Source organism: Mycobacterium sp. UM_11, assembly GCF_001414075.1.
In the GTDB taxonomy this organism is placed as follows: Bacteria; Actinomycetota; Actinomycetes; order Mycobacteriales; family Mycobacteriaceae; genus Mycobacterium.
Map to the genome: position 1 here is coordinate 78,237 of NZ_LATC01000004.1, position 24,271 is coordinate 102,507.

At 69.5% G+C, this 24,271-nt stretch carries 23 protein-coding genes; 14 read left to right on the forward strand and 9 right to left on the reverse strand.

Annotated elements, in window-relative coordinates; all coding sequences use genetic code 11:
* Positions 1-3: 3 nt before the first annotated feature.
* Both WU80_RS02325 and hrpA read right to left on the reverse strand, forming a co-directional pair.
* A complete protein-coding gene (locus WU80_RS02325) occupies positions 4-1,482 on the reverse strand; it encodes an FAD-dependent monooxygenase (protein ID WP_255353591.1) in 1,479 nt (492 codons plus the stop codon).
* Between the two features lie 121 nt (positions 1,483-1,603).
* Positions 1,604-5,503 carry an ATP-dependent RNA helicase HrpA gene (hrpA, locus tag WU80_RS02330; RefSeq protein WP_156371775.1) on the reverse strand — a complete coding sequence of 1,300 codons (3,900 nt, stop codon included), beginning with the start codon at positions 5,501-5,503 and terminating at the stop codon, positions 1,604-1,606.
* Positions 5,504-5,556: 53 nt separating this feature from the next.
* Here hrpA and WU80_RS02335 point away from each other — a divergent pair, with 53 nt between their 5' ends.
* From WU80_RS02335 to WU80_RS02345, 3 genes are all read left to right on the forward strand, one after another.
* Positions 5,557-6,330: an enoyl-CoA hydratase/isomerase family protein gene (locus tag WU80_RS02335; protein WP_055399218.1), complete on the forward strand. Its 774-nt coding sequence runs from the start codon at positions 5,557-5,559 to the stop codon at positions 6,328-6,330.
* A 7-nt stretch (positions 6,331-6,337) separates the two neighbouring features.
* On the forward strand, positions 6,338-6,697 hold the full coding sequence (locus WU80_RS02340; RefSeq protein WP_231633720.1) for a DUF3253 domain-containing protein: 360 nt from the start codon (positions 6,338-6,340) through the stop codon (positions 6,695-6,697).
* Positions 6,698-6,783: 86 nt separating this feature from the next.
* Entirely contained in the window at positions 6,784-7,461 is a 678-nt protein-coding gene (locus tag WU80_RS02345) for a cutinase family protein (protein ID WP_055399216.1), read from the forward strand.
* A 4-nt stretch (positions 7,462-7,465) separates the two neighbouring features.
* On the opposite strand, the gene WU80_RS02350 is transcribed toward WU80_RS02345, so the two are convergent.
* Positions 7,466-8,128, reverse strand: coding sequence for a hypothetical protein (locus tag WU80_RS02350; RefSeq protein ID WP_055399214.1), 663 nt, complete (start codon positions 8,126-8,128; stop codon positions 7,466-7,468).
* 26 nt (positions 8,129-8,154) lie between these two features.
* A complete protein-coding gene (locus tag WU80_RS02355) occupies positions 8,155-8,712 on the reverse strand; it encodes a CsbD family protein (RefSeq protein WP_055399212.1) in 558 nt (185 codons plus the stop codon).
* Positions 8,713-8,958: 246 nt separating this feature from the next.
* Between WU80_RS02355 and WU80_RS02360 the strand changes: the two genes are divergently transcribed.
* From WU80_RS02360 to WU80_RS02380, 6 genes are all read left to right on the forward strand, one after another.
* Positions 8,959-9,213: a hypothetical protein gene (locus tag WU80_RS02360; protein ID WP_055399210.1), complete on the forward strand. Its 255-nt coding sequence runs from the start codon at positions 8,959-8,961 to the stop codon at positions 9,211-9,213.
* A 177-nt stretch (positions 9,214-9,390) separates the two neighbouring features.
* On the forward strand, positions 9,391-9,636 hold the full coding sequence (locus tag WU80_RS25200) for a DUF6480 family protein (protein ID WP_055399207.1): 246 nt from the start codon (positions 9,391-9,393) through the stop codon (positions 9,634-9,636).
* A 22-nt stretch (positions 9,637-9,658) separates the two neighbouring features.
* On the forward strand, positions 9,659-9,904 hold the full coding sequence (locus WU80_RS02365; protein WP_369808481.1) for a hypothetical protein: 246 nt from the start codon (positions 9,659-9,661) through the stop codon (positions 9,902-9,904).
* 102 nt (positions 9,905-10,006) lie between these two features.
* Complete coding sequence (locus WU80_RS02370; protein WP_055399202.1) at positions 10,007-10,222, forward strand: ferredoxin; 216 nt, start codon at positions 10,007-10,009, stop codon at positions 10,220-10,222.
* Entirely contained in the window at positions 10,219-11,622 is a 1,404-nt protein-coding gene (locus WU80_RS02375; RefSeq protein ID WP_055399200.1) for an NAD(P)/FAD-dependent oxidoreductase, read from the forward strand. The genes WU80_RS02370 and WU80_RS02375 overlap by 4 nt, the downstream gene beginning before the upstream one ends.
* Before the next feature lie 14 nt (positions 11,623-11,636).
* Entirely contained in the window at positions 11,637-12,905 is a 1,269-nt protein-coding gene (locus WU80_RS02380; RefSeq protein WP_055399198.1) for a cytochrome P450, read from the forward strand.
* Between the two features lie 6 nt (positions 12,906-12,911).
* Here the strand turns inward: WU80_RS02380 and WU80_RS02385 are convergent, their stop codons facing one another.
* The 3 genes from WU80_RS02385 to WU80_RS02395 form a co-directional block, all read right to left on the reverse strand.
* Positions 12,912-13,757, reverse strand: coding sequence for an MOSC domain-containing protein (locus WU80_RS02385; protein WP_055399196.1), 846 nt, complete (start codon positions 13,755-13,757; stop codon positions 12,912-12,914).
* An 89-nt stretch (positions 13,758-13,846) separates the two neighbouring features.
* Positions 13,847-14,128 carry a DUF732 domain-containing protein gene (locus WU80_RS02390; RefSeq protein ID WP_156349395.1) on the reverse strand — a complete coding sequence of 94 codons (282 nt, stop codon included), beginning with the start codon at positions 14,126-14,128 and terminating at the stop codon, positions 13,847-13,849.
* 388 nt (positions 14,129-14,516) lie between these two features.
* Positions 14,517-15,845, reverse strand: a complete 1,329-nt coding sequence (locus tag WU80_RS02395; protein WP_055399336.1) for a PPE domain-containing protein — start codon at positions 15,843-15,845, stop codon at positions 14,517-14,519.
* Between the two features lie 356 nt (positions 15,846-16,201).
* On the opposite strand from WU80_RS02395, the gene WU80_RS02400 reads away from it, so the two are divergent.
* Positions 16,202-17,386 carry a glycosyltransferase gene (locus tag WU80_RS02400; protein ID WP_055399192.1) on the forward strand — a complete coding sequence of 395 codons (1,185 nt, stop codon included), beginning with the start codon at positions 16,202-16,204 and terminating at the stop codon, positions 17,384-17,386.
* Between the two features lie 45 nt (positions 17,387-17,431).
* Complete coding sequence (locus WU80_RS02405; protein ID WP_156349394.1) at positions 17,432-18,439, forward strand: class I SAM-dependent methyltransferase; 1,008 nt, start codon at positions 17,432-17,434, stop codon at positions 18,437-18,439.
* A 5-nt stretch (positions 18,440-18,444) separates the two neighbouring features.
* On the opposite strand, the gene WU80_RS02410 is transcribed toward WU80_RS02405, so the two are convergent.
* Both WU80_RS02410 and WU80_RS02415 read right to left on the reverse strand, forming a co-directional pair.
* Positions 18,445-19,950: an FAD-dependent oxidoreductase gene (locus WU80_RS02410; protein ID WP_055405723.1), complete on the reverse strand. Its 1,506-nt coding sequence runs from the start codon at positions 19,948-19,950 to the stop codon at positions 18,445-18,447.
* Between the two features lie 59 nt (positions 19,951-20,009).
* Positions 20,010-20,840 (reverse strand): hypothetical protein, encoded by an 831-nt coding sequence (locus tag WU80_RS02415; protein WP_055399186.1) that lies wholly within the window; start codon positions 20,838-20,840, stop codon positions 20,010-20,012.
* 131 nt (positions 20,841-20,971) lie between these two features.
* Here WU80_RS02415 and WU80_RS02420 point away from each other — a divergent pair, with 131 nt between their 5' ends.
* The 3 genes from WU80_RS02420 to WU80_RS02430 all read left to right on the forward strand — a co-directional run.
* On the forward strand, positions 20,972-22,228 hold the full coding sequence (locus WU80_RS02420; RefSeq protein WP_055399184.1) for an Ig-like domain-containing protein: 1,257 nt from the start codon (positions 20,972-20,974) through the stop codon (positions 22,226-22,228).
* An 84-nt stretch (positions 22,229-22,312) separates the two neighbouring features.
* Complete coding sequence (locus WU80_RS02425) at positions 22,313-22,753, forward strand: Fur family transcriptional regulator (protein ID WP_055399182.1); 441 nt, start codon at positions 22,313-22,315, stop codon at positions 22,751-22,753.
* Positions 22,754-22,849: 96 nt separating this feature from the next.
* Positions 22,850-24,271 (forward strand): peroxidase family protein (locus WU80_RS02430; protein ID WP_304437991.1); only part of this gene is annotated, 1,422 nt, incomplete at its 3' end.

Genomic DNA, 24,271 nt, shown 5'->3' on the forward strand with positions numbered 1-24,271 from the left:
GAGTTAACCGCCGAACCACGCGGTGAGGGCGCTGCGAAGGCCGGAGTCGCCGGAGTCTTCCACCCAGGCCACATGTCCGTCCGGCCGGATCAACACGGCATCGGGAGCCGCGACCGCACCAACAGCCGGAAGTTCCCAACCACCGGCACATTTCGCGTCGATCAGCGCGAGCCGCTGTGCCCAGGGCGTGATGTCGAATCGACCCGGTTCGCCGAGGTTGAGCAGCACCGGGCGGGCCTGGTGCAGGAGCACGTAGACGCGCCGCGGGCCGTCGGCGGTCACCAGGTCGAGGTCGGGTATGCGGCGTCCGAGCAGCGGGTGCCCGTCGCCAAGGTCGTAGCGGATGTCCAGTCCCGACATCATCGCGGCGAACCGCTTGCGCGGTTCCTCCATGGCCAGCAGCTCGGTCACGGTGTCGCGCAGGGCCTTGGTGCGGTCGTCCGGGCGTAGCAGCGCCATCTGCGCGACGGCGTTGCGCAGCACGCGCGCGGCGACCGGGTGGCGCTCGGTGTGATAGGTGTCGAGCAGGCCGTCGGGCGAGAGCCCGTTGACCACCTGGCCCAGCTTCCATCCCAGGTTGACCGCGTCCTGAACACCTGTGTTCAGACCCTGCCCGCCCACCGGGTGATGGACATGGGCGGCGTCACCGGCCAGCAGGATGCGCCCATCGCGGTAGGCCGCGGCCTGCCGCGCCGCGTCGGTGAACCTGGAAAGCCAAGCGGGACTGTGAATCCCGTAGTCGGTTCCGTAGACGGCGACAAGCGCCGCACGCAGCTCGCGCAGCGTCGGTTCGCTGCTGGGACCGAGGCTGCGCTCGGTGACCATGACGCGCACAGCCCCGCCGTCCTCGGGGGCGGCCATGGAATGCACGCCGAGCGCGTCGTGGTGGATTCCCCACCTCGGGGAATCGTCTGCCCCTAAATCCATTTCGACCTCGGCGAGCAGGTAGCTGGTGGTGGGCTCCCATCCGGGGAAATCGATGCCGGCGGCTTTGCGGACCACGCTGCGCCCGCCGTCGCAGCCGACGAGGTATCCCGCACGCAGCGAGCGGCCATCGGACAACGCGACGTCCACGCCTGCGCCGGATTGGGCGACGCCCGTCACCTCATGCCCGCGATAGAACCGCACCCCGAGCTCGCTCACCCAGTCGGCGAGTATGCGCTCGATCTCGTTCTGCCACAACGCCAGACCGTAGGGGTGCCGGGTGGGAAAGTCGCTGATGTCCAGACGGATCTGCGAGAACCCGGCGACCTGGGCGACCTGGCCCCGGGCGAGAAACCGGTCGGCGATCCCGCGCTGATCCAGGACCTCGATGGTGCGCGCGTGCAGACCCCCCGCGCGGGCGCCGACCAGGCTTTGGTCGACGCGCCGTTCGACGACGGCCACGTCGGCGCCCGCCAAGGCCAGTTCACCGGCCAGCATCAGCCCCGTCGGGCCCCCTCCTGCAACCAGCACCGCATGGTCGACGTTCCTGCTTGACAACTCTTCAACCCCCAGACAAGTGCGAAAATCGGCTTCGGCCAGCGATTGTGCGGCATCACCCCGCCCTTGCGGCAAGCCCCCCGGTGCGCTATAGGTTGAGAGTGGGAGGGCAATAATTCGCTTAGCGGTCCCGCAGCGCGTCGATGGCGCGGTAGATCCGCTGTTCGCTCACCGGCCGTGGGGTGCCCAATTGCTGGGCCCACAGGCTCACCCGCAATTCCTCGATCTGCCAGGCGATGTCGCGGATGTCGTTCGCCGCCGGTGGCGGCGTGGCCGCCAGTTCGTCGTAGGCCCGCTGCACCGCGTGGACCCGCTGCATCCGGTCGCGGTCGGCCGCTATCGCGTGCGGAAGCCGGTCAAGGCGCTGCCGGATGGCGGTCAGGTAGCGGGTGAGGTCGGCCAGGCGCGGGCGCCCGGTGACGGTGACGAACCCCGGCGGCAAAAGCCGCTCCAGCTGGGCGCGGATGTCGGCGATCGCGTCGGCCTGCGCGGGCGGCGGCTGTCCCGGTAGCAGCAGGTGCACCTGCTGCGCCGCGGCCAGCACCCGCTCCACGCGGCCCACGATGTCGACGGTCGTCGACACCAACGCCTTGCCGACCCGGTCGCACAACGCCCTGAACTCGTCGCGGGTCCACACGGGTCCGGTCATCAACGCGTCGGTCGCGGCGTCGGCGCAGTCTTCGAGCAGCGCGGTCAGGGAGCCGTCGGGGTTGGCGCCGAGCGCCAGCCGCGAACGTGGGCTCAGTTGTCGCTCAATCGATTTGACCGGTGACGCCACGCTCAGCCGCACCAATCGGCGAATGCCGGGCCCCGACAGGGCGTCCCGCTCTTCCGACGTCGCAAATACCCGAAGGTCGACCGCGCCGCCCGCGTCGACGAGACCGGGAAAGCCGCGCACCGCGCGTCCGTCGACCGTCCGCTCGACGGTGCGCGGCAGCGCGTCCAGCTCGTCGGGCCAGGCGCGCAGGCCCGTCCGCTCCAGTTCGGCGGCGACCGCCCGCGCGACGGCCCGGCGAGCCGGGCCGGCCAGCCGTTGCTGGAGCGCCGCCAGGTCCTTGCCGCGCGCGACCTCGGTGCCGTCGCCGGATTCGACCGCGAAGGTCACCCGCAGATGCGCCGGCAGCTTCTCCAGGTCGAAGGCGTCGACGGGCACCAATATGCCGCTGCGACGGCGCAATTCGCGCTGCAGCGCCGGCAGCAGCGGCTCACCCGCCGGATCGATCCCACCCAGCACGGCGCGGGCGGCGTCGGGGGCGGGAACGAAGTTGCGGCGCAAGTCCTTTGGCAGTGAGCGGATGAGGGCGGTCACCAGCTCCTCGCGCAGCGCCGGCACCTGCCAGGCGAACTCGTCGCCACCCAGCCGCGCGAGCACGTCGATCGGCACGTGCACCGTGACACCGTCGTCGGCGGCGCCCGGCTCGAACCGGTAGGTCAGGGGCAGGGTGACATCGCCGGAATGCCAGGCCGTCGGCCGCTCGGCGTCGGCTGTGTCGCCGGTGCGCAACAGGTCGTCGCGGGTGAACGTCAGCAGTTGCGGGGTCTTGTGCCGCTGCTTGCGCCACCACGCGTCGAAGTGCCGCGCGGAGACGACATCTCCGGGGATGCGCGCGTCGTAGAACGCGTACACCTCGTCGTCGCCGACGAGCAGGTCGCGGCGGCGGGCCCGCTCCTGAAGTTCCTCGAGCTCTGCCCGCAGCCGCGCGTTGTCGCGGAAGAAGTGATGGCGGGTCTGCCAGTCTCCCTCCCCCAGCGCGTGCCGGATGAACAGTTCGCGCGCCACCGCCGGCTCCACCCCGGCGTATCCGACGCGGCGGCGCGCCACCAGTGGCAGCCCGTACAGCGTCACCCGCTCGTAGGCCATCACCTCGCCGCGCTTGGCGTCCCAATGCGGTTCGCTGTGGGTGCGCTGCACCAGGTCGCCCGCGACCCGTTCGACAACCTCCGGCTGGATACGCGCGGCGCTGCGCCCGAACAGGCGGCTGGTTTCGACCAGCTCGGCCACGACCACCCACCGCGGCGGCCGCTTGGTCAGCACCGAGCCCGGCGCCAGCACGAAGCGGGAGTTACGGGCGCCCAGATACTCGCGGCCGTCCTCGCGGCGCATGCCCACATGCGACAGCAACCCAGCCAGCAGCGCCGCGTGCACGCGGGCCGGATCGGCCGGTTCGTCGGACTCGATCGCGCCCAGGTCGCGCGCGATGCTGCGCAGCTGCCCGACCAGGTCCTGCCACTCGCGGATGCGAAGATAGTGCAGGAACTCCTCCCGGCACATCCGTCGAAAGCCGTTGCCCGACAGCCTGTTGCGTTGCTCCCGCAGGTAGCGCCAGAGGTTGAGATACGACAGGAAGTCGGAGTTCTCATCGGCGAATCGGGCGTGCTTCTGACGAGCGGCCTCCTCGCGGTCGGCCGGCCGTTCCCGCGGGTCGTGGATGGTCAGCGCTGCGGCCAGCACCAGGACCTCCCGCACGCAGCCCTCGGTTTCGGCTGCCAGGATCATCCGGCCCAGCCGGGGGTCGACCGGCAGCCGCGCCAGGTGGCGGCCGAGCTCGGTGATCGCCCCGTGGGCATCGAACGCCCCCAGCTCCTGCAGCAACTGCACCCCGTCGCGGATGCTGCGCCGGTCCGGCGGGTCGAGGAATGGGAAGTTCTCCACCTCGCCCAGCCGCAGCGCCGCCATCTGCAACAGCACGGCGGCGAGGTTGGTCCGCAGGATCTCGGGCTCGGTGTAGCGCGGGCGGGCCGCGAAATCCTGCTCGGAGTACAGGCGAATGCACACACCGGCGGCGACCCGGCCGCAGCGGCCCGCGCGTTGCGCGGCGGACGCCTGCGAGATCGGTTCGATCGGCAACCGCTGCACCTTCAAACGGCGGCTGTAACGCGAGATGCGGGCGTTGCCGGGGTCGACGACGTAGCGAATGCCGGGCACCGTCAGCGACGTCTCGGCGACGTTCGTCGCCAGCACCACCCGGCGCCCGGTGTGCGGTGCGAACACTTTCTGCTGCTCGGCGGTCGGCAACCGGGCGTACAGCGGAAGCACCTCGGTGTAGCCTGGTCCGGCCGTCAAGAAATTCAAAGCCTCTGCGGTGTCCCGGATTTCGCGTTCTCCGGAGAGGAACACCAGCACGTCCCCGGGCGGCTCGGCCTCGAGTTCTGCGATCGCGTCGACGATCGCCTCGACCTCGTCGCGGGTTTCGGTGCGGACGATCTCGTGGTCGGGGTCGTCGGGGTCCTCCTCGGCACCGCTCACGACGGGAAGTTCCAACGGCCGGTAGCGGATCTGCACCGGGTACGTCCGCCCGGACACCTCGATGATCGGCGCGCCGCCGAAGTGGTCCGAGAACCGTTGCGGCTCGATGGTTGCCGAGGTGATGATCACCTTCAGCTCGGGGCGGCGCGGCAGCAGTTCGCGCAGGTAGCCCAGCAAGAAGTCGATGTTCAGGCTGCGCTCGTGCGCCTCGTCGAGGATCAGCGTGTCGTAGCGCAGCAGGCGGCGGTCGCGCTGAATCTCGGCGAGCAGGATGCCGTCGGTCATCAGCTTGATCAGCGTGCGGTCGCTGACCTGATCGGTGAAACGGACACTGTAGCCGACGGTTTCACCGAGGGGGCCACCCAATTCGTCGGCGATGCGCTGCGCGACCGTGCGTGCGGCCAGCCGCCGGGGCTGGGTGTGCCCGATGGTTCCGCGGACGCCCCGGCCGGCGTCGAGACAGATCTTGGGCAGTTGGGTGGTTTTCCCCGAACCGGTTTCGCCGGCGACGACGACGACCTGGTTGGCCCGCACGGCGTCGGCGATCTCCTGGCGCCGCTCGCTCACCGGCAGGTCGGGGTAGGCGATGGCCGGCACGGCGGCGTGCCGCGCGGCGACGAGCGCTTCGGCCCTCGCGATCTGCTCCGCGAGCTGGCGCAGTTGGTCTGGTTTCGCGCCGCGGAGGTTTTTCAGGCGCCTGCCGAGGCGGGACGCGTCGCGGATGGTCAGACCGTCAAGGCGGCTGCGCAGATCCGCGACGGACAGTTTGGGCACTTTGGCCAGGATAGGCGTGCCGTCGACGACGTCCGCCGCCCTAGGGTGAACCCATGAGCCTCGTCACCTATGAGCTGGACGACCACGTCGCCACCATCACCCTCAACCGCCCCGAGGCTCGCAACGCCATCAACGGCGCCCTGCGCCAGGATCTGAACGCGGCCTGGGATCGCTTCCGCGACGACCTGGACGCTTGGGTCGGGATCCTGACGGCCAACGGCAGCGTCTTCTGCGCCGGCGGTGACCTCAAGGACGGCGAGGGCTCGGTCGGCACCTTCGGCGGCACGTTCTGGGAGAAGCCGACGATCAACTCCTTCGAATCCGGGATGGAGCTGTTCAAGCCGACCATCGCCGCCGTGCACGGGCCCTGCATCGGCTACGGGGTGACCGGGGTACTGTTCTGCGATTTCGTCATCGCCAGCACCGAGGCCACGTTCTGCTTTCCCGAGGTCGCGATCGGGGTGCCGACCATCGTCGGGGCCATCCGGCTTCCGCAGCGGGTGGGCTGGGCGAACGCTATGGAGCTGCTCCTGACCGGCAAGCCGATGAGTGCCGAGCGGGCAAAGGAGGTCGGTCTGGTGTGGCGGCTGGTGGAACCCGATCAGCTGCAGGCCGAGGCCAAGGCGTGGGCCCGCACGCTCACCGAGGCGGCCCCCTTGGCCCAACGGGCCACCAAGGAGGTGGCGTGGCGAACCGCGGACATGGGCTGGATCGAGTCGGTCCGCTTCGGCGAGACCATGCGCAAGGTGGCCGGCGCGACCGAGGACGTCGGCGAGGGGCTACGGGCGTGGGCCGAAAAGCGCAAGCCGCAGTGGCGCGGCCGTTAGTTGCGCGGTGGCCTTGACCGGTCGGGCGGGTGAGCGATTGCGGGCCGAGCTGGCGCGGATCCTTGACGGCGGCGGGCGCGGGGCCGACCACGCCGCGCGCGCCCTCGGGGACGGGCCGGTCGGGCAGCGGCTGGAATCGGCGATCCGTGCGCTGGCCGGGCAGCGCGGCCGGCGCAGCAGCATCTGCCCGTCGGACGCCGCCCGGGCTGTGGGCGGCGACGACTGGCGCGCGTTGATGGCCGACGCCCGGCAGGTCGCCCGGGACCTGGCCAACGCGGGCGACGTCCACATCACGCAGCGCGGCGCCGTCGTCGACCCCGACGCTGAGTGGGCCGGACCCATCCGCATCCGAACCACCTCGGATTGACCTGTGCGGCAAGCCGACTCGGCCGTGCCCGCACGGGTACCTGCCCGCCGGGACGGGCGTGGCCGGTGATGTGACAGGATTTCGGCATGAGTTCACGCAGACTTGCTCGCATTGTGGGTGTTTCGGTGGCGACGACGTGGGCGGCCTTGAGCAGCCCGCTCTGGGGGGCGTCGGCCCTGCCCACCGCCGGCGCCGATGCCTGCGCCGACGTGTCGGTGGTCTTCGCCCGCGGCACCCACCAGGAGCCCGGGCTGGGCAACATCGGCCAGGCCTTCGTGGACTCGCTCACCTCGCAACTCGGCGGGAAGTCCGTCGACGTCTATGCGGTCAACTACCCGGCCAACGACGACTACCACAACAGCGCGAACGCCGGGTCGAACGACGCGAGCACTCACATCCAAGACACCGTCGCCAGCTGCCCGAACTCGAGGATCGTGCTCGGCGGATACTCCCAGGGCTCGACGGTGATCGACTTGGCGACCAACGCGATGCCTCCGTCGGTCGCCGATCACGTCGCCGCCGTCGCCCTCTTCGGCGAGCCCAGCAGCGGGTTTTCGTCCATGCTGTGGGGCGGTCAACCGCTACCGACCATCAGCCCGGCCTATGGTTCCAAGGTGATCAGCCTGTGCGCCCCGGACGATCCGATCTGCTCCCCGGGCGGCAACATCATGGCGCACGTCTCCTACATCGACGCGGGAATGACCGCGCAGGCGGCGACGTTCGCGGCCAACAAGGTCAACCAGGCCGCGGCGCCGCGCGCCTGACGCGTCAGTCGTCCTGCCGCTGTTGCTTCTCGGCGGCCGCCAGTTGGGCGACCCGGTCCGCTTCGGAGCGCCTCTCGGCGGCGTCGCCCAGCTTGTCCTCGGCCTCGTCGATTTCCGCGGCCGCGGCCTTGGCGGCGGCCTTCTCGGCCGCCTTGGTCCGGGTCTCCACCTGGCGCTTGGCTGATTCGACCGTCTGCTTTTGCCGGTCAGCCGCCTCGTCGGCGCGCCGCTTCGCCGCGGCGCTCTGCTGGTTGGCCGCCTGCGCCGCTTCGCGTTTGCGTTGCTCGGCGGTGGTGCGCGCCTCTTTGATCTCCTGTTGCGTCGCCGCCTGAGCCTCCTGGCGGTCCTCGATCGCCTGGTCTCGGGCGCCCCGCAGCTTCGCGTCGGCCTGCTCGCGGCGGGCCGCGGCCTTCGCGTCCAGTTGGGCGGCGCGGCCCAGCGCGTCGCTGCGCTGGACGAGCGCGGTCCCCCGCTCGACGAGCTGCGGGTCGTCGAGCGCATTGCCGACGGTGGTGTCCAGCAGGCCAAGCGAGCGCTCGAAGATCAGGCGCGCGGACGCCTCGCTGGGGATCCGGGTGACCACCCGGTCCTCGATGACCTGCAACGGGAAACGGGCCAGTTGGTAGTGAAACCGCAGAACGGCCAACGGGACTTCGGATATCTTCATCAACTTCTCCTGTCTGTGGGCCGCCGTCAGGGCAGGTCGGCGTCGTTGGTCACGTTCTGGGCCTGGCGTCGAAGACGGTCGGCCTCCGACTCCTCGTTCCGGGCGACCTGCACGGAGCTCTGGTGCTCGGCGGCGGCGTCGACGATGTCCTCGGACGCGTCGCGGATTTCGGCCCGCTCCTCGGCCTTCGCCCGCTGCATCTCGTGCTGCGCGTCCAGCTCGGCCCGGGTCTTCTCGGCGGTCGCGCGCTGCCGCGCGGCCTGCTCGGCGGCGCGCTCGGAAGCCGCCGCTTGGGCTTCGATCGATTCCTCGGCCGTGACGGCTTGCGCGTTGGCGGCGACCCGCTGCCGGGCGCCTTCCGCCTTGGCCTGGGCCGCATCGTCTTGCGCGCGTTCGGCCTGGGCCTCGGCGACGGCCTCCATGGCGTTGGCTTCCTTGCGCTCGTGCGCCTGGGTCTGTTCGAGTTGCCCCTCGGCGGTCAGTGATTCGTTGCCGGTGACGGCCCCGAAGACCTCTTTGGCTTTGCCCTTGACCGAATCGATCAGGCCCCGTCGCGCTTCGTCGGCTTTGTTGTGCTCGCTCATCGAAAGTCTCCTTGCGGCGTTAGCCAAGAATTGCGTTCGTTCGTTGGTGTCACGGTCAGTGGTTCCACCGATGCGGCCGATCAAACACGCGTGTGATCTGCGTCACCCGCTTCTGGTGCGCCGCGATGAGGCCGTCGGTTGGTGAATTATCAACAGCTGCAAGGGAAGTCACCGATCGCAACCGAGACGGCATCACGGCCGACGGCGTGTGGGGCGTGCGGAGCCCGATCGGCTACCGTCGACGGTATGTCCAAAGTCTCCGGTAACGACCCGATCGACGACGTCGCCCCGGGCGACATCATCAGCGTGAACCGCGGCTCTGGTGACCGGCCCTACAAGGTGGTGTTCAAAGACGCCACCGACGGCGGCTACCGCATCACGTTCGAAGGTGACGGCGGGGAGACCTTCCAGCTCGACCTGGCCGCGGGCACCACGGTCACGAGGGCGCTCGCGTCGAAGTGGGAATCTGCGCAAAGCCCCACCCCGCAGGCCGAAGCGTAGGGCGCCCGTCCCCGCACCGCCCTGCCGATTGGCGACGCGATCGCCGGTGCGCGATTTGCGGCGGTCCGTTTGGGCGCGTGCTGGGCGGGAATGCAGCCGCAACGGACCGAGTGGCGATGCGGCTCGGTGGAAAGCGCCGCTGCCGCCCGGAAGCCCACGAAAGGACCGGTGCCGACGATGACCGCGCAACCCCCCAATCCGGACCCCCTACGAACGCCCGGGCTCGAGCCGGGTGGTGGCACCGCGCCGGGGACCACTCCCCCCGCCGCGGCGCAGACCTCGGGCGTGGCAGGGCATCAACCACCCGCGACCCGGCGATTCACCCCCAGCTCAATGCTCACGGTGATCGCCGTGTGCGTCTTCGCCGTGGTGTTCCTCGCGGTGGCGGTGCTACTCGTCATGAAAATGGTTGGGGCGCACTAACATGGCCGGATTCTCTTCGACCGTGAACGCCGACGATATCCGGCGGTTGTTGGACTGCCCGGACGAGCAGGCCGCGCTGGTCGCGATCGAGGGCCGCATCGACGTCGCTTCGCCGGCGCAGTTGGAAAGCCCGGATTACCGCGGCGCCCTGCAGATCGCCACGCGCCAGGAGGTGCTGCAGCGCACCGGCGGTGCGCAGCTCTCGGAACGCGAACTGGCCGAGCAGGCCGAGGAACTCGACACGGCATTCCGCAATCTGGGCGCCTGACCTACCCCCCGGGTGCGCGAATCCTCGCGAACCCTGTAGCGGGCGACCGCGGCGAAGTAATCTGCCCGCTAAGGGGCTAATCGCCGGGCGGAAGGTCGGAACATGCGGCTGGTCGTGGATCTCAACAAGTGCCAGGGCTATGCGCAATGCGTCCCGCTGGCGCCCGACGTGCTGCAACTCGTCGGCGAAGAAGCGCTGGCCTACGATCCCAATCCTGACGACTCCCAGCGACAGCGGGTGTTGCGCGCCGCGGCTTCCTGCCCCGTCCAGGCGATCATCCTCGAAGTGGACCCACCGACCGACCGGCACGCCCCATGACCACGCGGTCGTTGGTCAGCCAGCTGGTCGACACCTTCAGAGCCCAGGGCCGAATCGTCATCGTCGGCGCGTCCCTGGCCGGTTTGCGCGCGGCGGAAGCGCTGCGCGAGAAAGGGTTTCAGGGCCCGCTTACCATCATTGGCGACGAGCCCCATGAACCCTACGACCGGCCACCACTGTCCAAGCAGGTCTTGAAGGGCTGGGTGCCCGCCGACCACACCAAACTCCCCCGCCTGCGACCCGTGAACGCGCAATGGCGGCTGGGTGTCGCGGCGGTGGGCCTGGACCGGCCCAACCGCCAGGTGCTGCTCGCCAACGGCGAGAAGGTGGACTACGACCGGCTGCTGATCGCCACGGGCACCAGGGCGCGCCCCTGGTTCAACCCCGAAGAGGCGGCTCTGGCGGGGCTGTTCAGCGTGCGCACATGCGACGACGCGGCCAAGCTGGCCGCGGCGCTCAAGGCACGGCCCCGCCGGGTGCTGATCGTCGGCTCGGGGTTCGTGGGATCGGAGATCGCCTCGGTGTGCCGCGATCTCGACCTTCCGGTGACCGTCGCCGAGCGGGGCAAGGCGCCGCTGACCGGTGCGCTGGGCGGGGTGATCGGTGACATCGCCGCGCAAATGCAGATCGAGGCCGGGGTCGATCTGCGCACCGGCGTGGCGGTCGATCGGCTCGAAGGCGACGCCGGCGGCAAGGTCCGCGCGGCCCACCTGTCGGACGGCACCGTGCTCGAGGTCGACGTCGTGGTGGCCTCGCTGGGCTCGATCCGCAACGTGGAGTGGCTCGAGGGTGCCCGGCTGGCGAGCGGGTTTTGGGGAGTGGCCTGTGACGCCGGCTGCCGCGCGTTCGACATCAACGGCGTGGTGACCGACAACATCTTCGTCGCCGGCGATGTGGCGCGCGCCCCGCACGTCCTCTACGAATACCAGTTCATGTCGCAAGAACATTGGGACAATGCGGTTTTCGGCGCCGAGGTGGCGGCCAACAACATGATCAGTGTGGAGACGGGACGACGGCCGCACCTGCCGCTCCCCTCGTTCTGGTCAGGACAATTCGGCGTCAACATCAAGAGCGTCGGCGTGTGCTCGTTCGGCGACGAGATCGTCTTCACCCAGGGCTCGGTCGAGCAGCGCCGCTTCGCGGCCGCCTACGGACACCGGGGCCGCATCGTCGGGGCGGTCACGTTCAATCACGGAAAATGGCTGCCGTACTACGCTTCCCTGATCGAGCGGTCCGCACCGTTCCCGCCGCCCCCGCCCGGCTACGACCGGCCCCTCCTCTTCGAGCCGATGCCGGCCCGATTCCCCGACCCGCGCGAACGCACCGACATTCCCGACGTCGTGCTCACCGGACACGACCCGACCTCGCGTGGCGCCGAATTCCGACCCCGGATCCGCTGACGGCAGGAGACGACATGAACGCCGCGACCGCCTGGGCCGAAGCGATGAAGTTCGATAACCGGCCGAACCCCTACCCGTTCTTCGAGGAGCTGCGCAAAACACCGGTGGCCAAGGTCGCCGACAAGACCTACGTCGTCACCGGCTACCCGGAGTTACTCGCGCTGGCCCACGACCCGCGAATCAGCTCCGACATTCGCCGCAGCCCTTCGGATTTCGGTGTCGATAAGCCCGAACCCGAGCCCGGCAGCGGACACCTGCAGGCCTACGGCCGGGAGCCGAGCATCATCGTCTCCGACCCGCCCGAGCACGACCGGGCGCGGCGCCAGGTGATGCGCCACTTCGGGCCGCCGCACTCCCCCGACGTGATCCCCGGCATGGAACCGCTGGTGGTCCGGCTGGCCAACGACCTGCTCGACGAGATCAAGGCGCGCGGCACCGGCCGTCTGGACGTGGTGGCGGAGTTCGCCTATCCGATACCCGTCTCCGTCATCTGCAAGATCCTCGGCGTGCCCGTCGAAGACGAATCGAGGTTTCACGCCTGGATCTTCGACTTCATGATGGGCCTGGATCTCGGGCCCGAGGGCGCCACCGAGGAGGGGCGGGCCCTGGCGGAGAAGGGCCGCGCCGGAACCGCTGCCCTGCTGGCCTACCTGGGTGAGCTGGTGCAGGCATACGCGGCAACCCCCGGCGAGGGCCTGCTGTCCAGGCTGCTGCACGACGACGGCCCCGACGGCCCGATGTCGGTGCAGGAGGCGACGTCCAACGCCATGCTGCTTCTCGTCGCCGGACACGATTCCACGGTCAACACCATCAGCAATTGCGTGATGACGCTGCTGCGCAACCCCGGCAGCTGGGATTTGATCAGGCAGCGTCCGGAGCTGATTCCGCGCGTCATCGAAGAGGTGCAGCGGCTGCAGTCGGCGGTTCAGTTCTTCCCCAGCCGCAGCGCCACCGCGGACATCGAGATCGCCGGGACGCTGATCCCCGCGGGCTCGGCCGTGTATCTGATCTACGCCGCCGCCAACCGGGATCCGCGTCGCTTCGACAATCCCGACCGCTTCGACCCGCTGCGCCCGGATAACGAGCATTTCGGTTGGGGCAGCGGCATTCACACCTGCATGGGCGGCCCGCTGGCGCGGTTGGAGGTCAACCTGACGCTGGAGATCTTCGTCCGCCGCCTCGAATCTCCCAAGCTGGTGGTCGACCCGCCGCCCTACCGGCACAATCAGGTGTTCCGCGGGCCCCGCCAGCTCTGGGTGGACTTCGCGGCGATCACCGGGTGAATCCCCCTACCCGCCGATGGTGACGCGGTCGCCGACGCGGATGATGCCCTCCGCCGCCACCGCGAGATACACGCCCGCGCACGGCTGGGCGCCGTGACCGCCTGTGTCCCAACGGTTTTCAGCCGCCGGTGTGCGCAGAGCATGCGGGGCGCGTGGCAGCGAACCGTGTTCGAGCGTCGGTACGACGCAGCGGGATGTGGCCGTGAGGACGCGCAGTCGTGCGTCGCCGACGGCGATGTCGCGGCCGACCCAATCGTTTTCGGCGTACGGCGGGTAGCCGGGCGGCGTCTCGATCACCAAGTTGGGTCGATACCGAAGCGCCTCCACACCGATGTGTTCGAGCGTGGCCGTCGTAATCGCATGCAGCGGCGCCTCATCGGTGAACGCGTCACCCGGCGTCGCCTGGGCGATCTGAAGGATGCGGCCACCGACGTCGGCATCCAGGCCCAGCTCCAGCAACTTCTCCGGATCGGGGCGCACCAACGAGGCGCCCTGCGGGCGCTGGGCGATCAGTCGGACCGGCCGCCCCAACAGCTGCGAGAGCAGAGCGTCGACGCCGGGGTCGTCGGCCGCCACGCTGGATCCGTCGGGCAGTTCGATGCTCACCCGGCCGGCGTCTGCGTTGGCGGTGCACTTCAACAAACCACGCCACAGCCGGGCATTCTTGGCGCTGGCCACATGGCCGGTGTCGGCGTCGAGCAGCGCCAGCCGCCGGTCGCCCTGGGCGCCGTGCTCGTCGACGAACAGGTGCGACACGGCTTCGCCGAGCATCGATTTCACCGGATAGCGCAACAGGGTTTGGACCCGCAGCTCAGCAGCGGCCTGACCCGAAAACCCCGTCGGCTCCGTCACTGCCCGTCCCCACTCAGCGATCCTGCCCGCACCGTCCGGATCAGACTATGCGGGCAGGACGCCAAACCCACTGGGGGGTCAGAAATCGATCAGCCCGGGCAGTAGGTCGACTCCGCCGCGCTCACCCAGCCGGTCATGTCGGCGAAGCTGAAGCCCTTCGCGCTCATGCCGGAATGCAGGTCGGCGGCGATGGCGTCCGGCGTCTTGCCGGCCATCCGGTCCGCGCAGACCGCGTGCCCCAGCGCGATCATGTCGGAGTCACTCGACGAGGGCCACGTGAATCCGAGGTTGTGCAATTTCGCCAGGTATGCGTCGTCGGTGCTGTCGGCCGACGCAATCGCGGTCGTTGCGGTGAGGGCAGCGCCAACCATGACGGGAATTGTCAGTTTGGCCAGCCAACGCGATGTAAGCATTTTGTGCCCTTCTTTTGTTGTCGGTATCGAGGTGGGGCAAGTATATGAGCGAGGGATGCCGGCCAATATTAAAAATAAGAAAATTGCTGCGGCCCTTCGGTAACCGCGGTGACAACATTTCTGCGGGCTTGGTGCGAGCCGTGGTTGCACCGGCTCAGTCGCCCGGATGGCTGCGCTGCGCCCGGAGTTGCGCAAACGGCGATCGACTGCTATCAGGTTTGCCGGTCGGCCGGCGACACGGCGAGGCCACCCGGGAATTCATTGACCCCGGTAGCAATTGCCCGAGCCATCTGGCGGTATTGGGCGCCGGTTATGGAAAATGCGGCCCATGTCGGCGCGCGCGAGGTCAGTGCGGGAGCAGGCGCTGCTTTTGCTCGAGGAACTCGTCCTCGGTGATGATCCCCGCATCGCGCAGGGAAGCGAGCTCGCGCAACTCGGCGGCGATGCTGGTGATCGGCCCGCCAGCCGGCACCTGAGGTGCCGTCGTGCCGTCCTTCGTCGGCTTTTGCGTTGCCCCCCTGACCCTTTCGGCGCGGCCCGCGCCGCCCGTGCCGGCCATGGCGCGCCCGGCCATGCCCGCCGCGGCCATCTCACCGAACAGGCTGCCGGAGGTGCCGGACGAGGCCGGCGCGGCGCCCACGCTGGTGGCGGGCAGCGCCAGGGCGGCCGGCCGTATCTCCGGGGCGGCCGCGGTCCAGGCCGGCGGGACCGACAGACCGCCGACGGTGTTCGCCTGGGCCAGACCCGCCGTCGCGGCCGACCCGCCCGCCAGGTTGGTGATCACCGGGAAGGGCGTCGGGGGAACCGGGGCGAAGCCCGGCCAGGACTGCACCCCGGCCCAGCCGCTGACGATGTCATCGGTGTGGAAACCGGTCAAAGCACCGGAAACGTCGTAGGGAAGGGCCACGACGGCGGCGGCGAGGCCCGCCGCGCCGATCTCCGGGTCGACGAAGACCGCGCTGAGGTCCGCCGCCAGGCCCAACAGGTCCCGCCCGCCGAAGCCCGGGAGGAGCGGGCCCGCGAGGTTGTTCAGTGCGTCGGGCGTCGCGGCCAGGGCCTGCTGCGTCGAGGTGACCGCGCTCTGCACCTTTCCGGCCGACGTGGCCGCGGCCTGGTTGAGGGCAGCCGCCTGCCGCACCGAGCCGCCCGAATCGGTGCTCTGCTGTGGCGGGGTGAAGGGCGTCAGCCTGGTCGCCGCCGCCGCGGACGCCGCGTAGCCGTACATGGCCCCGGCGTCCTGGGCCCACATCTCGGAGTACTGCGCCTCGGTGGTCGCGATCGCCGGGGTGTTCTGCCCGAAGACGTTCGTCGCGATCAGGGACATCAGCTGGCTGCGGTTGGCCGCGATGACCGGCGGCGGCACCGTTTCCGCGAACGCCGCCTCGTACGCGGCGGCGGCCGCTTTGGCCTGGTTGGCGGTCTCTTCGGCCTGTGCGGCGGCCGTTCGGGTCCAGCTCACATAGGGAGCCGCGGCGGCCGCCATCGCCTCCGCCGACGGACCCATCCAGGGCCCACCGGTCAGGGCCGTGATCTCGGACTGGTAAGACGTCGCCGCGGCATGCAGCGCGACGGCCAGCGCGTCCCAGGCGATGGCCGCGCCGAGCAGCGGTGCCGCCCCCGGCCCGGTGTACATCCGCGCGGAATTGATTTCCGGAGGCAGCGCTGCGAAATCCATGGTCGTCTCCTCCGGACGGTAGGTGGCCACAGTCTTAACGGTTCGTAGCTGGCCGTAGTGGGATTGCCCAACGGACAGCGAACAAATCTAGATCCTTCCCGCAATAAAGATTTCACCATGACTTGAAACCGAGTCCTGCCGCCGGACGGCGCGCGAGGCGGCGCAGAGGCGCGAGTGGGGCCGGTGACCAGCGATGCAACGACGGTGAGTGGCGCCGATCACCGATAAGCAACCCCGGGGTTCCCGCGGAGCCCGGCAACGGCGCGGGCGGCCTCGCCCCGCATGCGGTATAAGCGGACCGGGCGATCAACGGCCGGTCTGCTTGGATCGGTATCACCACCGCGAGTTAGGTCTTGATGAAGATTGTGCTGGCCGCCTACGGAAGCCGGGGCGACGTCGAGCCGTGCGCGGCTGTCGGCCGCGAGTTGCTCGGCCGGGGTCACGACGTGCGCTTGGCGGTCCCCCCCGATCGGCTGCGCTTGGTCGAATCGGCCGGGCTCACCGCGGTCGCCTACGGGCCGGACACGCGTGAACAGATAGCCGCCGCAACGAGTTTCGTTCAGCGCGTCCAGGATCCGATCGGTGCGCTACCGCAGATCGCGGAGCGGGTCACCGGCGTGTGGGCGGAGAAGACCACGACGCTGTCGTCGTTGGCGCAGGACGCCGACCTGCTGGTGGCCGGCATGAACGAACAGCGGCTGGCCGCCAACGTCGCGGAGGCCTACGGCCTGCCGTTCGCCGCCCTGCACTTTTTCCCCGCCAAGGCGCTCGAACTGGGCGGGCTCCAGGCGCACGTGACGAACGCCGCCGAAGGCACCCAGCGGCTGACGCTGGGTTTGCCGGCGGCCGGCGGCTCACCGGCCTCGCCGGCGTTGGAGATCCAGGCCTACGAGGAGCTGTGTGTCCCGGAGCTGGCCGCCGAGTGGGCGGGGTCCGGGCTTCGGCGGCCGTTCGTCGGGTCGCTGACCCTGGAAATGCCGACCGACGTCGACGACGAGGTGTTGTCGTGGATCGCCGAAGCGCCGCCGCCCATCTACTTCGGTTTCGGCAGCACGCCGGTCACCTCGCCCGCCGAGACGGTCGCGGTGATCAGCGGGGCGTGTGAGCAGTTGGGCGCACGGGCGCTGATTTGCAGCGGCCTCAACGACTTTTCCGAGGTGGCGCGGGCGGACCATACGAAGATCGTGGACGCGGTCAACCATGCGGCCATTTTTCCGGCCTGCCGCGCGATCGTGCACCACGGCGGTTCGGGCACCACCGCGGCGGGCATGCGGGCCGGAGTCCCCATGTTGGTGCTCTGGCTCTGGCTCGATCAGCCGATCTGGGCCTCCGCCGTCAGCCGGCTGAAAGTCGGTATCGCCAGGGCGTTTTCGGAATCGACCTACGATTCACTCGTCACCGACCTGCGCTCGGTCCTTGCTCCGGAATGTGCCGTCCGGGCCCGCGAGGTGGCCGCGCAGCTGACCAAACCCGCCGAAAGCGTCGGCAGGGCCGCCGATCTTCTGGAAGACGCGGTGGTGCAAAGCGGCCGGGTCGGGTAGAAGGTTCTGGTGCAAGATCCGCCGCCCAGCCCTTTCGATCCGTCGATGCTGCATGAAGCGATGGTCAGGCGGTTGTATCGCCGTTCGTCGTCCGAGGGTCACATCCGGGTGCCGGCCGTGCCCAGCATGCTCGACGAGTACGTCCTGTTGTGCGGCAACATCTGCGCCACCCTGGGCGTCTGGCACACGCCGGAACAGTCCGCCCAGCTCAGGACCGCGCTGGCGGCGGAGCTGGCGAAGGGTTTCAAGGCCTCTCCCCGTTCGGACATCCTCATCTCGTTCAACTCCTCCTTCGGGACGAGCGTGAACATCCGCGTCAAAGCCGAATGGCGCACGGTCGAGGCCGACTACGACGAATGGGTGGCCGTGCGTCCGCCGCCGCTGTTCGGCACCGAGCCCGACGCGCGGGTGCTGGCGTTGGCCGCCGAGGCGGCCGACCCGACGGCCCACCGGGTGTTGGACGTCGGAGCGGGAACCGGACGCAACGCCCTGGCCCTGGCCCGCCGCGGCCACCCGGTGGACGCGGTCGAGATGGCGGCGAAGCTCGCCGACATCATGCGCTCGGAGGCCCAGAGCGAATCGCTGGGCGTGCGCGTGATCCAGAGCGATGTCTTCACCGCGATGGAAAGCGTCCACGACGAATACCAGCTGATGGTGCTCGCCGAAGTCGTGCCCGACTTTCGGACCACCCACGAGTTGCGGGGCGTGTTCGAACTTGCCGCCGACTGCCTGGCCGCCGGGGGCCGCCTGGTGTTCAACGCCTTCCTGCCCCGGGAAGGCTACGTGCCCGACGCGTCCGCGGTGGAACTCGGCCAGCAGTGCAACACGATGATCTACACGCGCGATCAGCTGGCGAGCGCGGTGTCCGGGCTGCCGCTCGAGCTGGTCGCCGACGATTCGGCGTACGAATACGAGAAGGCGCACCTGCCCGAGGGCGCCTGGCCACCCACGGGTTGGTTCGAGGGGTGGGCCAGCGGCCTCGACGTGTTCGACGTGCAACGCGAGCACTCGCCGATCGAGTTGCGCTGGCTCGTCTACCGAAAGGCCGGCTGACCGCCTCAGGCCGTCAGATCGCGGGTGGCCGGCCCCTCCAGCAGGGTGCCGTCCGGCGCGAAGCGCGACCCGTGCAGTGGGCACTCCCACGCCTTGTCGGCGTCGTTCCAGTTCACGATCCCGCCGAGATGCGGGCACACCGGCGAGACGCGGTGCTCCGTGCCGTCGACACGGCAGCGCGCCTCCAGCCGCCACGGCGGCCCGCTCACCACGCCGCCCTCGTCGGGGCCGGGGCTCCGCTTGCCGGTGCGCAGCAGCGGGGTGATCCAGCCCTTGGCCAGATCGAAGCCCACTTCGAGGTTGGCTTGCATGGCCGTCGGCAGCCCCGTCAACTCGTGGGGGCTCCAGCTGGCGAACGCTCTGGCCCAGTCCATCCGGCCACCCAGGATGCGGCTCGACAGCGCCAACGCGGCGGCCGCGCCGTTGGTCATCCCCCACTTGTTGAATCCCGTTGCAACGAAGATGGTTTCGGTGTTCGGCAGGATGGGCCCGACGTAGGGCAGCTGATCGATCGGCGTGTAGTCCTGTGCGGACCAGAAATGCGTCTGCTTGGCACCCGGGTAGTGCTTGCGGGTCCATGACGCCAGTTCCTCGAGCGCCTTGGTCGGGCTCTTCTTGCGGCCCACGGTGTGGCCGCCCCCGCCGACGATCAGCAGCTCCCCGTCCGCGACGGGGGCGTAGCGCACCGAACGGGTCGGCGAGTCGCTGGAGATCATCATCGGCCTGGTGATGTCGCCGGGAACCTTGAAGGCCATGCAGTAGGACCGGCTCGGCTTCACGCGTGCGAAATACCCGCCGCGATCCAGGATCGGGATACCGGTGGCGAGCACCAGTTGCCCGGCTTGCAGCTCGACGTCTTGCTGCGCCGCGTCGTTGGCGTGCACGCGCACCCGTCCGCCCCGGCTGGACACCCGCCGGACCCGCGTGTGCTCGACCAGTCGGCCGCCCCGGTCGAGCAGTTCCTTGGCCAGCGCATCCAGGAACGGCATCGGATCGAACTGCGCCTGGTCGCCGAGCCGGACCCCGCCGTGGTACGGGAACGGCACGGCGGCCTCGTCCTCCCAGACGGCGGGCAGCCCGACCGCTTGGCACGCCTTGAGTTCCAGGCGCGTGGACGGCACTCCCTTGGCGGATTGGGCATAGGTGTAGGCGTCCTCGCGCTGCACCGGTATGTCATGGGACTCGCAGTAATCGATGACCCAGTCCTGGCCCTCGCGGTTCCCGTCCACATAGGCGCGCGCCAATTCCCGGCCATGCCTGGGCAGGATCTTCGACAGGTGGGTGCTTTGCAGCAGGCTGATCTTCGCGGTGGTGTTGCCGGTGGCGCAGGCCCCGACGGTGCGCGCCTCGAGCACCAACACATCCTTGCCCGCGCGGGCCAACAGGACCGCCGTCATCAGCCCGGTGATGCCGGCGCCGACGACGATCACGTCCGCGGAATGGGAGCCCTCGTCAAGCTGGCTTGCGGCCCAAGGCTGTTCGGCCCGATTGGCCAACCATAAAGACGTCACGCGTGGGCTAATACCCCTCCCGAACCCGGGGAAACACCGCGGCGGCGCGGTGGCCGCCGTCACGCCCGCTTCAACTGCGCTTTCGCCTCCGCAACCAAATCCGCGGCGGCGCGGCTGGCTTGCTGGGCCTTGTCGTACCTCGCCTCGGCGCGGTCGGCGTCGCGTTCGGCCGTGCGCAGGGCCGCGAGCGCGTCGTCACGGCGCTGGCGAGCCGTGTCACGCTCGGCCTGACGCTCCGACAGCTCGGCGTCGGCGTCGGCCTTGTTGCGCTCGGCGGCGGCCACGGCGGCGGTCAGCTTTTCGAGCCGCCGCCGCGCGGCCGCGTCGCGCGCGGACGGCTTGGCGGGTTGTGCCCCCGGTTTCGCCGCCGGCGCCGGCGCCGTCGCCTTCGCGGTCCGGACCCGGCCCGCCGACACCGGGGCCGCGCCCCCGAAATCGCCGAAACCCGACCACTGCTCGGGCCGGGCCAGCCGGCCGAGTCGCCGCCGGACATCGGGGTCGGCGATCGCCGCTTGCAGCGTGCTGGTGATGTCGTCGCGCACCGCCGCGGACGGCCGGCTGATGTCGGCCGCCTCGAGCGCTGCCCGCGTGAGCTCCCCGATGAGCCGATGCTGCTCGGCGGACAAGTCCCGAATGCGCGCGCCGTCCATCGCCGCGTGTGCGGCGCGCAGTTCGTCGCCCAGGTCCGCGAGCCGTTGTCGGGTGTCCCCGCGCGCGAGGGCGAGCCGGTTGACGACCCATGCCGCGGTGGTCGGCTTGTTGGCCGCGGAGATCCGCTTGGCGGCGGCGTCGTCCCCGCGGCGCTTGGCCGCGGCGGCCAATCGGGTGCGCTCCCCGGTGAAATCCTTCGGCGCCGCCCAATACAGACTGTCGAGTTCGTCGTCGGCCATGAGGCCATGATCCCCGCGCCGTGGCCCGTCGGTTTAGAAACCGCACGTCCGTGGCACCTGATGGACAACATCGTCCCGCCGGCGGCGACCGCGCCCCGGCAGCTAACAGAACGCAAGGATCCGTCAGCTCAATGATGCCCACGACCAGCGATCGGCCCGTCCGCCGGATCTTCCGGGACCGCAGCGCCCGCCGGATACTGCTCGCCGTGCTGGCGGTCGTCGTCGTCGCGGCATCGCTTGCCGGCTGCGGTCACCGCAGTGCCTCGTCAAACACCCCGGGGCCCGCGCACGTCACCATCACGCCCGGCCCCGACGCGCGTGACATCGATCCGGTAGCCCACGTCATGGTCAAGGCCGACACGGGGACGTTGACCGAGGTCCGCATGGTCAACGAGAGCGGCAAGCCCGTGCAGGGCGTCATGACCCCGGACAACACCGTATGGAAGCCCACGGTCCCCCTGGGCTACGGCCGCACGTATACCCTGACGGTCACCAGCCGCGGCCCCAACGGTGTTGCGGCGACGCAAGTTTCGTCGTTCTCGACGCTGAAGCCGTCCAACCAGACCAAGGTTTCGTTCACCACCACGGCGGAGGCCGCCCTCAAAGACGGCGGCACCTACGGCGTCGGCACGGTGGTCGTGGCCCACTTCGACGAGCAGATCGCCGACCGGGCCGAGGCCGAGCGGCACCTGGCGGTGACCACCGACCCCAAGGTGCAGGGGTCGTGGTACTGGGTGGACGGCCAAACCGCCCACTGGCGGCCGGAGCACTACTACGCGCCCGGCACCACCGTCACCGCCGAAGCCAAGATCTACGGAATCGCGTTGGGCGACGGCCTATTCGGCCAAGACGACGCCAAGGTGTCGTTCCGGATCGGCGACGCGCACGTCTCGATCGCGGACGACGCGACCCATCAAGTGAGCGTCTTCAACAACGGCGCCCTGGTGCGCACGATGCCGACCTCGATGGGGATGGGCGGCACCGAGAACGTCGGCGGCAAGAGCATCTCGCTGTGGACGCCACCGGGCGTCTACACCGTCCTGGACAAGGGCAACCCGGTGGTGATGGATTCTTCGACGTTCGGGTTGCCCAAAAATTCGCGCCTCGGGTATCGGGAGACGATCAACTGGGCCACCAAGATCAGCACCGACGGCATCTACCTGCACGAGCTGGACGCCACGGTGTGGGCCCAGGGGCATCAGGACACGTCGCACGGCTGCCTGAACCTCAACGCCGACAACGCGAAATGGTTCTACGACTTCTCGGTGCCCGGCGACGTGGTCGAGGTCCGCAACAGCGGCGGCCCGCCGCTGACGCTGGCGCAGAACGGCGACTGGACGCTCAGCTGGGACGACTGGCGCAAGGGCAGCGCCCTGAAGCCGACGTGACGCAGCTCATTCGTCGGCGGAAGTTGTGCCCCACTTCACAGTAAAGTCTTGACTCGTTCCAGATAAGTGCGTCATATTGGTGCGGTGTCATCGACGGCCGATTACGCGGAACGATTGCGGATGGCCGATCTCCGGGTGACCCGTCCCAGGGTCGCGGTGCTGGAGGCGGTGGACGCCCACCCGCATTCCGACACGGAAACCATCTTCTCGGCGGTGCGCGTCGGCCTGCCCGATGTCTCCCGCCAGGCCGTATACGACGTCCTCAATGCGCTGAGCACGGTCGGATTGATCCGCCGCATCCAGCCTTCGGGTTCGGTCGCCCGCTACGAGTCACGCGTCGGCGACAACCACCACCACGTCGTCTGCCGATCCTGCGGAGTGATCGCCGACATCGACTGCGCGGTCGGCGAGGCGCCCTGCCTCACCCCGGCGGACGTAGACAACGTCCTCGACGGCTTCGTCCTGGACGAGGCCGAGGTCATCTACTGGGGCGTGTGCCCCGATTGTTCGACTGCTGGTTCCTAGATCGCAGCCCCATTTATCCACCACCCCGAAAGGAACGCTGTGAGCGAAAGCGAAAACCCCACAATCTCGGCGCCGACACCGAAATCGAATGCGCCCCTGACGAACCGGGACTGGTGGCCCGACCAGGTCGACCCCTCGATGCTGCAGCCGCACAATCCGAAATCGACCCCGTACGGCGCAGACTGGAACTACGCCGAGGAGTTCGCCAAGCTCGACGTCGAGGCGCTCAAGCGAGACGTCATCGACGTGATGACGACCTCGCAGGACTGGTGGCCCGCCGACTACGGCCACTACGGCGGCCTGTTCATCCGGATGAGCTGGCACGCGGCCGGCACCTACCGCATCTTCGACGGCCGGGGTGGCGGCGGCCAGGGCATGCAGCGGTTCGCCCCGCTGAACAGCTGGCCGGACAACGTGAGCCTGGACAAGGCGCGCCGGCTGCTGTGGCCGGTCAAGAAGAAGTACGGCAACAAGATCTCCTGGGCCGACCTGATCATCTTCGCCGGTAACTGCGCGCTGGAGTCCATGGGATTCAAGACGTTTGGCTTCGCCTTCGGCCGCGAGGACGTCTGGGAGCCCGAGGAGATCCTGTGGGGCGAGGAGGACACCTGGCTGGGCACCGACAAGCGCTACTCCGGCGAGCGTGACCTCGCCCAGCCCTACGGGGCGACCACCATGGGGCTGATCTACGTGAACCCCGAGGGCCCCGAGGGCAAGCCGGACCCGATCGCCGCGGCGATCGACATCCGGGAGACGTTCGGCCGCATGGCGATGAACGACGAGGAGACCGCCGCGCTGATTGTCGGTGGGCACAGCTTCGGCAAGACCCACGGCGCCGGCAGCGGTGACTTGGTCGGCCCCGAGCCGGAGGCCGCCCCGATCGAACAGCAGGGGCTGGGCTGGAAGAGCTCGTACGGCACCGGGGTCGGCAAGGACGCCATCACCAGCGGCCTGGAGGTGGTCTGGACGCCCACCCCGACGAAGTGGGACAACACCTTCCTCGAGACGCTGTACGGCTACGAGTGGGAGCTCCAGAAGAGCCCCGGCGATGCGTGGCAGTTCGTCGCCAAGGACGGCGCGGGCGCGGGCACCATTCCCGACCCGTTCGGCGGGCCCGGCCGCGCCCCGACGATGCTGGTCACCGACATCTCGATGCGCGAGTCGCCGATCTATCGCGACATCACGCGGCGCTGGCTGGACCACCCGGAGGAGCTGACCGAGGCGTTCGCCAAGGCCTGGTACAAGCTCCTGCATCGCGACATGGGCCCGATCAGCCGCTACCTCGGACCCTGGGTTGCCGAGCCGCAGCTGTGGCAGGACCCGGTGCCGGCGGTCGACCACGAACTGGTCGACGAGCAGGACATCGCGGCGCTGAAGGGCAAGGTGCTCGAGTCGGGGCTGTCGGTTCCGCAACTGGTGAAGACGGCCTGGTCGGCGGCGGGCAGCTACCGCAACACCGACAAGCGCGGTGGCGCCAACGGGGCGCGGCTGCGTCTGGAGCCGCAGCGCAACTGGGAG